This is a genomic window from Alicyclobacillus shizuokensis NBRC 103103 (genome assembly GCF_001552255.1).
GTDB lineage: Bacteria > Bacillota > Bacilli > Alicyclobacillales > Alicyclobacillaceae > Alicyclobacillus_G > Alicyclobacillus_G shizuokensis.
Window position 1 is genome coordinate 55,600 of sequence record NZ_BCQV01000023.1, and the last position, 13,983, is coordinate 69,582.

Consider the following 13,983-nt stretch of genomic DNA (forward strand, 5'->3'; position numbering starts at 1 on the left):
GGGGAGGCTCGTTTCTTGGCTGCCCGGTTCCTCTTTTGTAGGAATGAACATCCGAAATGAGGTGGGCGAGCTTGCAGAGCCGTACCAGACGATGGTGGTCCTATGAAAATACGGTTTTGGCCATCCTTTCGCTTGGATGGGGGTTCTTGTTTCTTGAGCGGCTAGACATCAATTACCTCATGCCGTTCATGGTCAAGTCGTTGCACCTGTCTAACGCACAGGTCGGTTTTATTGCCGCAGGTTTTTCCCTCACATGGTCTGTGGCCGGTTACTTCGGGGGATTTTTTGGGGACTACCTCAAGAAACGAAAACTGCTGCTCATCATTTGTGTGCTTTCGTTTTCGCTGTGTTCGTTTATCACAGGGTTGGCCACCGGATTTGTCATGTTGGTGATGTTTCGCATGATCATGGGACTCCTTGAAGGTCCGTTCTTGCCGACAGGACAATCGGTTCTCATGGCTGAGTCTTCCGTATCCCGCAGAGGGTTTAATTTAGGGTTTTTACAAAATTTCTCGTCGAATGTGCTTGGCGGGATGGTGGGGCCCATCGTCATTGTCGCCCTGGCCACAGCCGTAGGATGGCGAAACACGTTCTTTTTCAGAATCATTCCGGGGATTGTGGTGGCTATCTTAATATGGAAATTTCTCCGGGAACCACAGCCTTCCTTGGACGATCCGTCCGGATCGATGAATAAGGACGAAGACACCGAGGAGAAGGACAACCCGTGGCATGTGTTCAGATACCGAAATATTATTGTATGCTTGATTATTTCCGTCTGCCTCATCCCTTGGTATACTCTACTATTTACGTATGCACCCCTGTATTTAACGGAAGTCAAGGGGATGCCGACGAACCTTATGAGCTACATCATGTCCATCGTCGGTGTCAGCGCGGCCGTATGGGGATTTGTGGTGCCGATGCTATCGGATCGCTGGGGAAGAAAATCAATGATGATTCTGTTTTCGCTCATTTCTATCGTAGGACCGCTATCCATTCTGTTCCTGGACGGTCCCATTTGGCTACTCATGATTCTTGTTTTTATTGGTTGCGCCCGACCCGGACCGATGGCCCTATACATGTCCGTCATTCCCGCTGAGACCATTCCGCGAAAGTATGTGGGAGCGGGGGTGGGCTTGACGATGGGGTCCGGAGAGTTGCTTGGAGGCGTGGGTATTGTGTCGGCTGGCGGCATGCTGGCGAACCATTTCGGATTGGTGGCTCCGCTCGTCATGTCGGCGGTGTTTGCCTTGATTGCGGCAGGTGTCGGGCTGTTGTTGTCCGAAACAGCGCCGGCCAAGCTGATGCGTACGACACGAGATCCCAATCTGCAGCCGGTGCAGAGCTGACGTGGATGAATCTCTTCTGCTGGGAGGTGGAAGTCACGTGAAAGCGGCGATGTGGTTTGGCTTGCGCGATGTTCGTGTCATGGATACAGATGAGCCGGCGGTCGATACCGGGATGGTGAAGATCAAAATCGAGTGGTGTGGCCTTTGCGGGAGCGACTTGCACGAGTTCGTGACGGGTCCAATCACCATTCCCGTACACGCTCCGCATCCCTTAACAGGTGAGGTGGCGCCTGTCATCCTGGGACATGAGTTTTCCGGCACAGTGGTGGAAGTTGGGGACGGGGTGAATGAGCTTCAGGTTGGCGACCGGGTAACTGTCGAACCGATTCTGTCGTGTGGCAGATGTCCGCAATGCAAAATGGGTCGGTACAACCTATGTTGCCAACGCGGGTTTATTGGAATTACCGGCGGGGGAGGCGGGTTTGCCGAGTACATCACTGTCCGCTCGGATTTGGTCTACAAGTTGCCTGTGAACGTTTCCTTTGAAGAAGGGGCCATCGTCGAACCGACAGCCGTGGCTCTACACGCCGTTCAGTCAAGTGATCTTCGCCTAGGCTGTTCATGCGCTGTATTTGGTGTGGGACCGATTGGTCTGTTGATCATTCAGGTTGCCCGCGCGGCCGGAGTTCATCCCATCATTGCCATTGACCTGTCGGAAGAGCGTTTAACGAAGGCTGGCGAACTCGGGGCTACGCAGGTGGTCAATCCTGTGAGCCACAGTGCTGTCGAGGTCATTCGTGATGCGACGTCAGGCCAAGGAGTAGACGTGAGTTTCGAGGCAGCCGGTTCGGAAGCTTCATTTCGAGGCGCTCTTGAGTGTCTAAAACCTCACGGGGAGATGGTCATCGTCAGTCTATGGGAAAAGCACGTGGCCTTTGACCCCAATTCGCTTGTTCTGGATGAGCGGAGGATTGTTTCGTCGGTTGCCTATTGCCGAAACTATCCCGAGGTTTTAGCGCTCATGGAGAGCGGCCGTATCAATGCCCAAGCGCTGATCACCAAGAAGATTGCGCTGGAGGATATTGTTGAAGAAGGGTTCAATACCTTGCTCGCCGATAAATCGCACGCGAAAATCTTGGTATCCCCAACGACGAGGTAAAGAAGGTATATAGGAGGGCGGCGAGTGACCCACTGCGGCGTACGGTGCACCCTGGACGGCGCACCGTACGGATTGCAGCCGGCAACAATCAGCCGGCCAACACCGCGTCAATTTTCGTCAGGATATCATCGCTCAGCTTCAGACCGGAAGCCTTGACGTTCTCTGTCACCTGTTCTGGCCGTGAGGCCCCAATCAAAGCTGAGCTCACACCCGGCACACGCAACACCCAAGCGAGGGCCAACTGGGCCAAGGAGCAACCGACCTCATTGGCAATGCCGATGAGTTGTTCCACTTTGTCCAGGTAGGCGTCAGTGAGGTACTTTTGCATGGAACGGTTGACAGATTCCGTAGCGGCGCGGGAGTCGTTGGGCAATGCACTGCCTTTGCGGTATTTGCCTGTCAGCACGCCTTGGGCGAGCGGGGACCAAACGACCTGTCCAATTCCGGCCCTGTCACAGACCGGAATCACCGCGTGTTCAATTTTCCGATTGAACATGCTGTACTCCGGTTGGCTGACGACAAACTTGTGCAGGCCCAACTCCTTCTGCAGCTGGACGGCTTCCGCGATGCGCTCCACCGGCCACTCACTGAAGCCGATATAGAGCACCTTCCCCTGCCGGACCAGATCATCGAGGGCCCGCAGAGTTTCCTCCAGATCGGTCTCCGGATCGAACCGGTGGCAATAGAAGATATCCACGTAATCGGTCTCCAGCGCCTTTAGACTCTGCTCCACCTGGGAGAAAATATGCTTGCGGCTCAGTCCCCTGTCGTTGACGCCGGAACCTACCGGCCAAAAGGCCTTGGTCGTCAGGACGTAGCTGTCGCGGGCGTAGGGTTTGAGCGCCTGCGCCAGCACCTTTTCTGCCGCATGCGGGGTGGCGCCGTACATATTGGCGCAGTCGAAGTGGTTTATTCCTTGCTCATACGCCTCTTTTACACAGGCGATGGCTTTTTCCTGCTCCGTCACGGTACCGTATGTCAGCCAGCTGCCGAGCGCAATTTCCGAGACCTTGACACCACTTTTGCCAAGACGGCGATATTCCATGTCGCAGTCCTCCTGTCCTGTGGGGAATGATGGGTGATGCAACCAACGAAATTATAACGATTATGGTTTCAAAGATGAAGAAATCACCTTCAATTGATATTGTTATCAGGCATACATATACTATAGTCATTGATAGTAACTAACTTTGATTCGGGAGGATCCAGGATGCAGAGCACAAATCCCAGACCCAGCGACATTGATTCGATTCCCTGTTCCATTGAGAAGGCATTGACGATCATTGGCGGGAAGTGGTCGTTTCTTGTGCTCAAAGAGTTGTATACGGGCACGAAGCGTTTCAGTGAGTTGCAACGGGCGTTGCCCGGCGTGAGTCCCAAAGCGCTGACCGATACCTTGCGCCATCTTGAATCCCATGGTATTCTGGAACGAAAGGTTTATCCGACCGTGCCCGTAACGGTAGAATATACCCTGACCGAGAAGGGAAATGATTTTCACGGTGTGCTGAGGGAGATGAAGCGCTGGGGTGCCAAGTGGGGATGAGTTTGTACCAAGCCTTGACAAAGACAAAGGAGAGGGGGGATACTAGATCCCCCCTTTGGCATATACTGGACCTTGCCGATAATCTACATCCGCTTGGTGCACCAGAGCAATGCTTGTGATAATAGAGAGCGCATGGCTGGATGCATCAATCCTTCTGGTCTGTGGGCGGGGGCCAGACAGCAAACACGACCGGTTCCGAACGGATGGGCCCAGCCCGCTGGGGACCGGCCATCAGGTGATTCTGACCACAGATACACCTGGGTTTTAGCCTCATCGCATGCGACAAAATACTGTTCATCCATGATCTCAAACGGGGTCATGTTTTCCACGATTGGGTGGTGGCCCATGCTGTAACGCACCATTTTGTTTTTTTCCGGGTGCCACTTGAAGTGTCCGCGAAGCATGTCCGTATATGGGCCGGGGGCTGGATAGGAGGCTAGGCCCGCATGCCATGCTAACCAAGCACCGCCCGTTTCCACGTAATGAACAATCTGGTCCTCAATTTCCGGTGTCAACCAGGTTTCGTTCTCATCAACCGAGGGGTTCGTTCGATTCTCTTTGTATAGCACGATCAAGTCCGGTCTCGACAACAGGCCGTCTGGCAGTTGTGTTTCCGCAATCACTTGAAGAGTGTATCCGCCTTCTCGCAGCGGTCCGAAAGCATGATCTAGGGCTGTGTTGATAGGAGTCGACGGGTGATAGAAGTCTCCGATAACTGCTAATACATTCTTTGGCATATGTGGACCTCCATATTCTCAAGGATCCGTATTACAATGGCATCGGCGTACCAAATCGATCGACAAATCGGATCTGGGGAAGTGTATCCATCCTGGCTTGCATCATCTCATACAAGTCTTGAGCTACGTCCTCAGGGGAATCGGGAAAGTCCGGCAGCCCCATATCTGTACGCATTCGTCCAGGGTGTACTGCAAGGACGGCAACACCATGATCCTTGAGATCGTTAGCGAGTATCTGTGAAAACATGTTGAGTGCGCATTTCGAAATGTGGTATCCGTACGAGTGGTTTCCGACCGTTGAGATGCTTCCGGCTTCGGATGATATGTTGAGAATCATGGGTCTTTCGGATCTCAAGATGAGAGGCAACAAATAAGCTACCATACTAATGGGGCCCATCGTGTTGGTCTCAAGTGATTCTCGGATATTGCGCATGTCCAGATTGTGAATGCGCTCGGAGGCTCCCTTAAGAATACCGGCGTTGTTGACCAAACAATCAATTTTCGGGACCTGAGTTGCGATTAGGGACGCAGCATTGGCCACACTGGCATCATCGCCAACATCAATCGAGTAGATATAAAGCCTATCGGGGTGAGTCTGCAAAAGATCCTGCAGGTTCCTCGCCGCTGATGGTGCACGCACACAGGCCAGGACGGTGTCTCCCTGTTGCAGGCACCGTTCTGTTAATGCCCGGCCCAATCCCCTGGCTGCTCCGGTTATGAGGACAATCACATGGATAACCTCCTCATCTTGAAATCGTTTAACATTCATATCCTCAGGCAGTTGAAGTTCGGCATTGACATCTTAATGTAATCGATTACAATATACAACGAAAACAATAATTCTTCAACTCTGGGTAGCACGACTATTTTGCAAAGGGGGACAACCAGTGAGGCTGAACAGAAAGCTCAGTGCCGTGGGAATGGCCGCTTTGACGTTAGGTGCGATTGCGGTGGGCTGTGGCCAGGGGGCAACTTCACCGGCGAGCAGTTCCGGACACCAGGGAACGGTTCAGATCACGTATTGGTATCCTTGGGGTGGGGACTCGGAGAAGTGGGATAAATGGAGGATCGCAAAATTCCAAAAGGAAAATAAGAACATCAAGATCAATGCGGTTTATGTCCCACCTGACGGAGGCATATCCAATGGCAAGCTTTTGGCAGCCATAGCCGGCCATAATCCGCCCGACTTAGTCATCACGAACGATCCGCAGGCTGGATATGCGCTGGCCGCCAAAGGGGCACTGGAACCGTTGGACAGTTACTTGAAACAACTGCATTTCAATGAGGCAGACCTCATTCCTTCGTTCCAGAGTCTGATGAAATATGACGGACAGACGTACCTGTTTCCTGAAGACACAAACGTAGAGATGTTGTATTACAATGTGGATCTGTTTAAGCAGGCCGGGTTGGATCCTAACAAGCCCCCGCGCACGATAGCTGAGCTGGATGCCGATGCCGAAAAGCTGACCAAAATTTCTTCTTCGGGCACGATTCAGCGTATGGGGTTTATACCTTGGATTGATGACGGTGACAACCCGTTCGTCTGGTCCTGGACATTTGGGGCAAATCTGTACAATCCCAAGACAAACCGCATGGACCTGGATTCTACTCAGATGGTGGACATGATGAATTGGATGGGGTCCTATGCGAAAAAATATAATCCGGAGAAATTGAAATCGTTTACATCTGGTTTTGGTGGTGCGTTTACGCCAGATCATCCTTTCTTTACCGGGAAAGTTGCGATGACTGTCAGTGGGAACTGGTTCTCGAATGCTCTTCGAATCTACGCGCCGAATGTTCATTACAAGGTGGCGCCACTTCCGGCACCTCCGGGCGGGCGTGCAGACTCGACCATCTTTGGAACGAACGTGTTCATGATCCCTAAAGGGGCCAAGCATCCTCTGGAAGCATTGAAATTTGCCATTTGGGGCAGCCAGGGCAACATTTTGGCTTCCGACATTAACACATGGCGCTCTGTGGCCGTTAATCAGTCCTCCACGAAAGGGATTAAATTCTATAACTCAAATGGACAGATCACCGATCCAATCTATAAGACGGTCATGAAGTTGGCGGAGTCTCCGAAATCGGGAACCCCTGCCTTGACATCCGTAGCGAGTGAGATGTCAAATGGCCTGACTTCGATCCGTGACAAAGTCATTTACAATCATGCAGATCCGGGGCCTTTATTGAAAGCGCTACAAGACAAATTACAGAGCGAAGTAGGGCCGCCAAAGTCCTGATATACGGATCTCGTTCATATCGCATCCAGGTTGGCGGCTATTCTCAAGACCTGGATGCGGTTGCAACACCAGCATACGCAGCATGAGCTATCGATCTGTTGTGTTCAGGATGATTTGAAAGGGTGGTGTGTGATTGTGAAGGCGATGCAGGTAGACACGGTTGTTCCGGTACCTAGGGCCAATCGAAGTCAACCGGCCTGGCAGCGTTTTTCCCAGAGGGTACCTTTAGTCCTCACCTACCTAGTTCTAGTATTGATTGCGTTGGCATACGTGATTCCGTTTTTGTGGCTACTGTCCGGGGCACTGAAGAGCAATCACGAATTATTTGCTAGTCCCGTGGTATGGATACCCAAACATTGGATGTTCAGCAATTTTGTGGAGGCCTTTCGTCAGTTCCCGTTTCTGTTGTATCTCCGCAACACACTTATTATAGTGGGATGTAATCTCGTTGGGGTTGTCCTGTCCAACACACTGATTGCCTATGGATTTGCTCGCGTTAACTGGCCATTTCGAAACGCAGTCTTTATCCTGGTGCTGGCTACCATGATGCTCCCGTTCCAGGTTACGATGATACCTCTGTTTGTTCTGTTCACCAATCTGGGTTGGATAGGTACGTTTTTGCCACTCATTGTCCCGAGCTTTTTCGGAAATGCGTTTTACATTTTTCTTTTGCGCCAATTTTTTATCGGCATTCCAAAGGATCTATCGGATTCCGCCAAAGTCGACGGAGCCAGTGAATTTCGCATCTATTGGCAAATTATCCTGCCGCTTGCGAAACCCGTTGTCACGACAGTGGCCATTTTCAGCTTCATTCACGATTGGGGTGACTTTATCGGGCCTTTGGTATTCCTGAGCAACAACAAACTCTATACTCTATCTCTGGGCATTCAACAGATCATGTCTGCGAACGATCCACGTTGGACTCTCTTGCTTGCGGTTGGTGTGAGTATGACGGTTCCCGTCTTGTTGCTCTTTTTCTTCATGCAACGCCAATTTATACAAGGTATTAGCTTTACAGGCATAAAAGATTAAGGGGGAAACCTAGAATGAACAAGCGTTCCTTACGGACAGGTCTGCTGTTCATTTCCCCGTGGATCGTAGGGTTTGTTGTATTTACTGCCTATCCTGTGTTTGCATCATTATACTATTCACTTACGGATTATAGCATGATTGGTACCCCGAGATTTGTGGGGCTTCAGAATTATGTAAACCTGTTCAGCGACAAGGTGTTCCTAACCTCTCTTGCAAATACATTGTATATGGTGGTTATTGGTCTCTCGTTTATTACTGTATCCACTGTCACCATCGCTATTCTTTTAAACAACCGAAGGATCAAGGGTCTATCATTCTTTCGGGTGGTATTCTTTTTACCCACCTTGGTGCCGACTGTCGTACTATCCGTGTTGTGGATCTGGATTCTGGAGCCTGATACGGGATTGATAAATTCGATTCTTCACCTATTCGGAATACCTGGACCGGGGTGGTTAGCGAGCCCCGCATGGGCGAAACCTTCCTTCATCTTGATGGCATTGTGGGGCGCCGGAAACATGATCATCATTTATTTAGCCGGATTGCAGGATATATCTCCGGCACTCTACGAGGCGGCCAGTCTCGACGGCGCGAATGCCTGGCAGAAGGCGGTTCATATCACCGTTCCCATGTTAAGGCCAGTTATCGTCTTCAACGTCATAACGGGTTTGATTGGTACATTCCAGTCATTTGCTGAAGCCTTTATTATGACAAACGGTGGGCCAAACAATGCGACACTGTTTTACTCATTGTATTTGTACGAAAATGCCTTTCAATATTTTAAGATTGGGTATGCCTCAGCCATGGCTTGGATCTTGTTGATCATTGTACTTGGATGCACAGTTCTTCTCCTGAAATTTAGTCATCAGCTGCGACCAGAGTGATGAAACTGAAATGATTTCATCTGGGGGTGTAAGGCTATTATGGGAAATGGTATATTAGGCACAAAAGTTGTGACGCAGATCGGTATTATTGTGAAGGACATTGATAAAACCTCGGAAGCATTTGCCGATTTCTTGGGTGTTGACAAACCACAATGGCGGTTGACAGACGGGCACGATGTTGCACGCACCCGACTTAGAGGGGAAGCTACGGATGCTCGAGCGAAACTGGCCTTCTTTCATGTAGGTTCTGTCGACATTGAGTTGATCGAACCAGTGGGTGGACCTAGCACCTGGAAGGAGTTTCTCGATGAGCATGGGGAAGGCGTACACCACATTGCCTTTATCGTGAAGGATATGCATCAGAAAATACAGGATTTGGAGCAAATCAGGATACCCTTGATCCAAAGCGGTGAATATGTGGGAGGACGTTATGCATACATGGATGCTTCTGAATCTTTAAAGGTCATCATTGAGCTTCTGGAAAATGATGTATGATCTGGTTGGTGCTCTACCACAGGTTACACCCTGTGGTAGATATCTTCATTTATATCTGACATGACCATTGGACAGGTGAGTGAAGATTGGCGACGATTCAGGAAGTATCTCGCTTGGCTGGGGTTTCGACAGCTACCGTTTCGAGGGTTCTGAACAATTCCCGTGGGGTGAAGCCATCTACGCGTGAAAGGGTTCTCCGGGCCATACAGGAACTCGATTATCACCCGAGTTCGATGGGCAGAAACCTTCGTTTGAATCAGACGTGTTGTGTCATGGTTATTCTCAATGATATCACCAATCCATTCTTTGCCCGGATTGTTCGTACCATTGAACTCACTGCACGATCTCATGGATATCATGTACTGCTTTTTGATTCCGTCGAGAGTGACTGCAGCGCCAGTGAAATTCTTGATGTGGTGACTTCCAGAAAGATCGATGGAGTGATATTTCTCTCCTCCAAGAGCAATCTGGAGGAGTTCTACAGGATATCGAAAGAGTGTCCGATTGTTCTCGCTGGTGAGTATGTTGACTACCTGGACATTCCGTCGGTTTCCATTGACAACATTGCTGCTGCCATCGAAGCGACCAATCATCTAATTTCCTTAGGGCACCGAGACATTCTGTACATGAACACTTCGGATAAAGACCGACTGCGTGGGTATCTCATAGCTCTGGAGTTAGCCGGAATTCCAATAAGGCCAGAATTGCAGGTGGAGAGCGATTGGACCTACGCCGGCGGTTATGCGGCCATGGAACAAGCTTTGCGGGATGGGCTTGAGTTTTCGGCAGTCTTCTGCGTTCCAGATGTGGCGGCCATTGGCGCGATCAAGGCACTGAGGGACAACCAAGTAAGGGTACCTGAAGATGTGAGCGTTATTGGATTCGACGGCATCGAAGTGGCGGAATATGTTGATCCGGCTCTCACAACCATATCTCAGCCTCTGGAAGAGATTGGACGCCAAGCGTTCGAACTCTGGCTTAGCCTGATGTCCAAAAACCCCTTGCCCTATCCGATTAGGGTCCCATACAATCTGGTGCGAAGGGACTCATGTGCTCCGTACCGCGAGCGATGAGCAGAGTGATGTTCGACGTAGCCCCGCTTCTCTTATATTCTGGGTTACACCCACTTGGTAATGAGGTGTAGGGGAGCTTCCCCGATATAAGACCTGTTCGGAGCACGGTCAAGACGATTCGTGGGGTGTTCTTGTACAGCGCAGGTGTTTCACCCGCTAGGGAAGGTGCCAATCAGCTGAAACATTCAGCACAAATTACAAGGACTAGTATGTAACGGGTTCACATGATATAATTCCTCATGAGATGGATTGATATAGGTGATGGGGCTCACCACAATGGCCTGGAAGGGATAATGGCTCCTACGACACGCTTTTTATGCTGTCGTAGGAGCCTTTTCGGCATAAGGAGGTAACGACATCGTAGCTTTAGCGATTGTTGTTGGCGGTTTGATAGGAGGATGGTTGCGGTTTCTTCTGGGAACCTTGATTCCGACACCTTTCTCCTTTCCACTCGCCACACTCACAATAAATCTTGTCGGGAGCTTTGGACTCGGGCTTTTTTATGCAATAGCCGATAAGAATCATTTCCCTATTTGGCTTCGTTTGGGAATCGGAACAGGAGTGATCGGAGCCTTTACTACCTTTTCGACATTCAGTTTTGAGATGTCGGAGTTACTCCACGGTCACCTGATTTTGTCAGTGCTCTATGGTGTCGCCAGCATTGGCGGAGGAGTACTGAGTGTGGCAGCAGGTGAACGTTCTGTTCGGCCTGTCTTACATCGTGAGATAAAGTCTGAAAAAGCCGAAGGAGCATATTTATAAGTTGCATACATTCTTGGCGATATTGGCAAGCTTAGGGGCGGGCATTGGTTCCTTGACGAGGTATGAACTTGGACGATTGATTTCAAGGTTTGTATACAACGACTTTCCTTGGCCCACATGGATCATCAACATGCTTGGGTCTGTCCTGTTAGTTGTATTCTTTCGACAGCTTCAAGGACATCACTTGGCTTGGTGGACATTCATCGGTACGGGGTTTTGTGGCGGGTTTACAACATTCTCAACAATGTCCGTTGAAGCTCGCCAGCTTTTTCGCGTTCACAAGGGACTCGCATTTGTTTATCTTGCGAGCTCTCTAATTGGTGGGGTTGCTCTAGCCTATGTGGCGCGATGGATATAAGGTGAGGTTGGATCGTGGCAAAGTATTTCGAAATTCATTTATATTATTATATGAGGGAGAAAGTGATGGGTGGTTAGGACCTCCTTTGTACCGGGAATTCGTACATCTCCTCTGGGAAAGCAGTGCGCTTGGAGTGACCGTGTTCCGAGGCGAGGAAGGCGTGGATCGGGATGCTCACATCCAGAGCGCTGACGCTGCATACCTGTCTCAATCTCTTCCCATCACCATGCACATTGTGTTTGAAGACGAAGACGCGACCGACGAGTTCATCAATCGAGTATGCGCTTATTTGAATAAAAGCAACTACCTGCTTTTTGCTTCAGATGCCAAATGGCTGGATCCAGGATGACTTCCGCGAAAGGAGCGGAAACCATGGAACAAGCGCTTACACTGAGGATCTAGTATGAAAGAAGACGACCGTTTCAACAACTTGCCTTTATACCACGCCGTGGTCCGGGAGTGCAGTAAAAGGAAAATCCTTTGGGTGAATGTCCAAACGGCTGTGGAGGAGTTCGGTACCGACCGTGTGATACGGAAAAACAAAATTTTTGAGTTGTCCAGTCATGCGCCGATTTTGGTCGAGATCTTTGGCACTGTTGACCAAATTGAAGCATTGGTCGAGGAAATTCGTCCTATGCTGGAAATGGCATCGGGTCCCAGTATTATTCTCGAGGGGCAATTGATATCACCGCATGTGTAACGGTACCGGACCGACCGTGCAGGTGCGACTAAGGAATATTTCTCATCAAGGGCATTTCGCATCAGTCTTCATGCAAACACGAGTCCCCCATCACTGAACTGATTTGACATAATTTTTGGGCGAACTGCATCGTCATGGTCGGGTCTTCGCATAATGAACGCTGCTCCCAATGAGTCACTCGGAAGAGAGGTGAACTCAGCCATGTCCAACGGAGCATATCTTGAGATACTCATCTACGACGGCGAAAGAATTCGTCCATTTGGTAAGCTGCTGTACGAAGCTATCCTCGAACGGCTTGTGCAGCTGGGCGCTCCTGGATGCACTGTTGTCCGAGGGACGTATGGGTTGGATCGACGAGGCCACATACGGGATATTCACTCGGATTATACAAGTACTCCCTTGCCAATATCGTTACAAATGTTTGCTCCTCTCGAAATGGTAGAAGCTGCTACTCGGATGCTCGATCAAAGTTTGATGTCGAGATGTTCGGTGTTTACTGTTCCGGCTGTTGATGCAATCACGTGCGAACTGAAAGACATCAAAATGATGACGACCGAATCGGGAAGCGCATATTGCAAAGTTTACATGAATGAGGAGGATACAACACATGGTCGGTCGTTGCTGGGAGAGCTGCTAAGAGTTCTGCGCCGGGAACGCGTGATGTCCGTCATTGTCTCATATGCGATTGAAGGGTTTGGGAGCCACCGCATTATCCGGAGGCCGAGGCTGTTCTCGGCAAAAAACGGCATACTGATTCTGGAGACTATCCTGACGAGTGAAAACGCAGTGCCCACGCTCGACATATTGCAACCGCTTCTCAGTCATGCATCTGGGCCGGCTATCATCATACCTGCTAAAGTAATTCATTATGGAAAAGTCAATGTGCACTGATATATACTAATACCAAAATCAGATTGGTGATGGAGCTCACCATGAACTCCCATCGGGGATGATGGCTCCTGCAAAGGTCTCGGCCTGTTTGCAGGAGCCTTTATGTTTTTACTATGTTCCCGTACCAATCCGACCGGGAGGGTCCACATGGAAATCGAACAAGATGTCGCGAAGCATCTGGCTCCAAGTTTCTTTATTTTGGCCCCTATTCAACAACTCCGTCCTCTATTTGGGGCCATACAGTCCTCGTGGTCATCGTTCTCCTGCTGACCACAGTGCCCAAGGTTCGCGCCAGTGCGTGAAATAAGACAAACAAACGAATGGCGTTGCCGCCATGCTGAAATCGTGTCCGAACGGCCAGGGAATTCTCCCGTTTGATTGTCGTACAAGGAGTGTGTACAACCGTGAATTTCTTCAGCATGTTATATCCCGCAAGTAACGGAGGCACGGTTCAGGAAACGATGCCTGAGTTCTTTTCAGACTTGAATCTTGACCAAGTGATTGACGCGATCCTTCTTGAGAAGCAGGAGTATGGTCTAAGGCCCATCTATTACACTCCGTTGACGGATCCTGAAACCGTCTACTTTCGTCAGCAAATCATGCAGGAACTCGAAAAGCCGTCTCTGCTGGCGTTGGTGAAGTCATTTGCAGAGAAGATGAAATCTGTACGCGCGCATCTCGTGGAGATGGAGCGGTTCTACTACTCATCTCAGCAGAAGGCCTGGTTCCTCGACGCGGCGGAGATGTACTGTGAAGCAGTTCAGACTCTCTCTGACTGCCTCGCCTCGATGACACTGGAGTCCCAAGGGTTCCTGGCATTCCGCGT

17 protein-coding genes and 2 riboswitches are annotated in these 13,983 nt (G+C 50.2%); of the genes, 14 read left to right on the forward strand and 3 right to left on the reverse strand.

What is annotated here, in order from left to right; all coding sequences use genetic code 11:
- The first annotated feature begins 71 nt into the window (after window positions 1–71).
- Together ASH01S_RS10175 and ASH01S_RS10180 are read left to right on the forward strand one after the other, a co-directional pair.
- Window positions 72–1,346 (forward strand): MFS transporter, encoded by a 1,275-nt coding sequence (locus tag ASH01S_RS10175; RefSeq protein WP_169794220.1) that lies wholly within the window; start codon window positions 72–74, stop codon window positions 1,344–1,346.
- A 37-nt stretch (window positions 1,347–1,383) separates the two neighbouring features.
- Window positions 1,384–2,445: a 2,3-butanediol dehydrogenase gene (locus tag ASH01S_RS10180; protein ID WP_067927394.1), complete on the forward strand. Its 1,062-nt coding sequence runs from the start codon at window positions 1,384–1,386 to the stop codon at window positions 2,443–2,445.
- A gap of 88 nt (window positions 2,446–2,533) precedes the next feature.
- On the opposite strand, the gene ASH01S_RS10185 is transcribed toward ASH01S_RS10180, so the two are convergent.
- The gene (locus tag ASH01S_RS10185; RefSeq protein WP_067927396.1) at window positions 2,534–3,490 is read right to left on the reverse strand and encodes an aldo/keto reductase family protein; all 957 of its coding nucleotides are present in this window, start codon (window positions 3,488–3,490) and stop codon (window positions 2,534–2,536) included.
- A 165-nt stretch (window positions 3,491–3,655) separates the two neighbouring features.
- Between ASH01S_RS10185 and ASH01S_RS10190 the strand changes: the two genes are divergently transcribed.
- Window positions 3,656–3,988, forward strand: a complete 333-nt coding sequence (locus ASH01S_RS10190; RefSeq protein WP_067927398.1) for a winged helix-turn-helix transcriptional regulator — start codon at window positions 3,656–3,658, stop codon at window positions 3,986–3,988.
- An 83-nt stretch (window positions 3,989–4,071) separates the two neighbouring features.
- Here ASH01S_RS10190 and ASH01S_RS10195 read toward each other — a convergent pair whose 3' ends face one another.
- Both ASH01S_RS10195 and ASH01S_RS10200 read right to left on the reverse strand, forming a co-directional pair.
- On the reverse strand, window positions 4,072–4,725 hold the full coding sequence (locus ASH01S_RS10195; RefSeq protein ID WP_067927399.1) for a ThuA domain-containing protein: 654 nt from the start codon (window positions 4,723–4,725) through the stop codon (window positions 4,072–4,074).
- 31 nt (window positions 4,726–4,756) lie between these two features.
- Complete coding sequence (locus tag ASH01S_RS10200; RefSeq protein WP_067927401.1) at window positions 4,757–5,455, reverse strand: SDR family oxidoreductase; 699 nt, start codon at window positions 5,453–5,455, stop codon at window positions 4,757–4,759.
- A 157-nt stretch (window positions 5,456–5,612) separates the two neighbouring features.
- On the opposite strand from ASH01S_RS10200, the gene ASH01S_RS10205 reads away from it, so the two are divergent.
- From ASH01S_RS10205 to ASH01S_RS10245, 11 genes are all read left to right on the forward strand, one after another.
- Window positions 5,613–6,965: an ABC transporter substrate-binding protein gene (locus tag ASH01S_RS10205; RefSeq protein WP_245629024.1), complete on the forward strand. Its 1,353-nt coding sequence runs from the start codon at window positions 5,613–5,615 to the stop codon at window positions 6,963–6,965.
- A 144-nt stretch (window positions 6,966–7,109) separates the two neighbouring features.
- Window positions 7,110–7,997, forward strand: coding sequence for a carbohydrate ABC transporter permease (locus ASH01S_RS10210; RefSeq protein WP_067927450.1), 888 nt, complete (start codon window positions 7,110–7,112; stop codon window positions 7,995–7,997).
- Between the two features lie 14 nt (window positions 7,998–8,011).
- Entirely contained in the window at window positions 8,012–8,878 is an 867-nt protein-coding gene (locus tag ASH01S_RS10215) for a carbohydrate ABC transporter permease (protein ID WP_067927403.1), read from the forward strand.
- A gap of 39 nt (window positions 8,879–8,917) precedes the next feature.
- Window positions 8,918–9,373: a VOC family protein gene (locus ASH01S_RS10220; protein WP_067927405.1), complete on the forward strand. Its 456-nt coding sequence runs from the start codon at window positions 8,918–8,920 to the stop codon at window positions 9,371–9,373.
- A gap of 86 nt (window positions 9,374–9,459) precedes the next feature.
- Window positions 9,460–10,446, forward strand: coding sequence for a LacI family DNA-binding transcriptional regulator (locus ASH01S_RS10225; RefSeq protein WP_083517032.1), 987 nt, complete (start codon window positions 9,460–9,462; stop codon window positions 10,444–10,446).
- A 248-nt stretch (window positions 10,447–10,694) separates the two neighbouring features.
- Window positions 10,695–10,756, forward strand: a riboswitch (Fluoride riboswitch).
- Window positions 10,757–10,818: 62 nt separating this feature from the next.
- Window positions 10,819–11,208, forward strand: a complete 390-nt coding sequence (gene crcB, locus ASH01S_RS17945; RefSeq protein ID WP_281178211.1) for a fluoride efflux transporter CrcB — start codon at window positions 10,819–10,821, stop codon at window positions 11,206–11,208.
- 22 nt (window positions 11,209–11,230) lie between these two features.
- Window positions 11,231–11,566, forward strand: coding sequence for a fluoride efflux transporter FluC (locus ASH01S_RS19670; RefSeq protein ID WP_373278568.1), 336 nt, complete (start codon window positions 11,231–11,233; stop codon window positions 11,564–11,566).
- On the forward strand, window positions 11,547–11,915 hold the full coding sequence (locus ASH01S_RS10230; protein ID WP_083517035.1) for a DUF190 domain-containing protein: 369 nt from the start codon (window positions 11,547–11,549) through the stop codon (window positions 11,913–11,915). The genes ASH01S_RS19670 and ASH01S_RS10230 overlap by 20 nt, the downstream gene beginning before the upstream one ends.
- Before the next feature lie 54 nt (window positions 11,916–11,969).
- Window positions 11,970–12,266, forward strand: coding sequence for a DUF190 domain-containing protein (locus ASH01S_RS10235; RefSeq protein WP_067927419.1), 297 nt, complete (start codon window positions 11,970–11,972; stop codon window positions 12,264–12,266).
- A 201-nt stretch (window positions 12,267–12,467) separates the two neighbouring features.
- Window positions 12,468–13,157, forward strand: a complete 690-nt coding sequence (locus ASH01S_RS10240; RefSeq protein WP_067927422.1) for a DUF190 domain-containing protein — start codon at window positions 12,468–12,470, stop codon at window positions 13,155–13,157.
- Window positions 13,158–13,173: 16 nt separating this feature from the next.
- Window positions 13,174–13,235: riboswitch (Fluoride riboswitch) on the forward strand.
- 326 nt (window positions 13,236–13,561) lie between these two features.
- A partial coding sequence (locus ASH01S_RS10245; protein ID WP_217996316.1) for a hypothetical protein occupies window positions 13,562–13,983 on the forward strand: 422 nt, incomplete at its 3' end.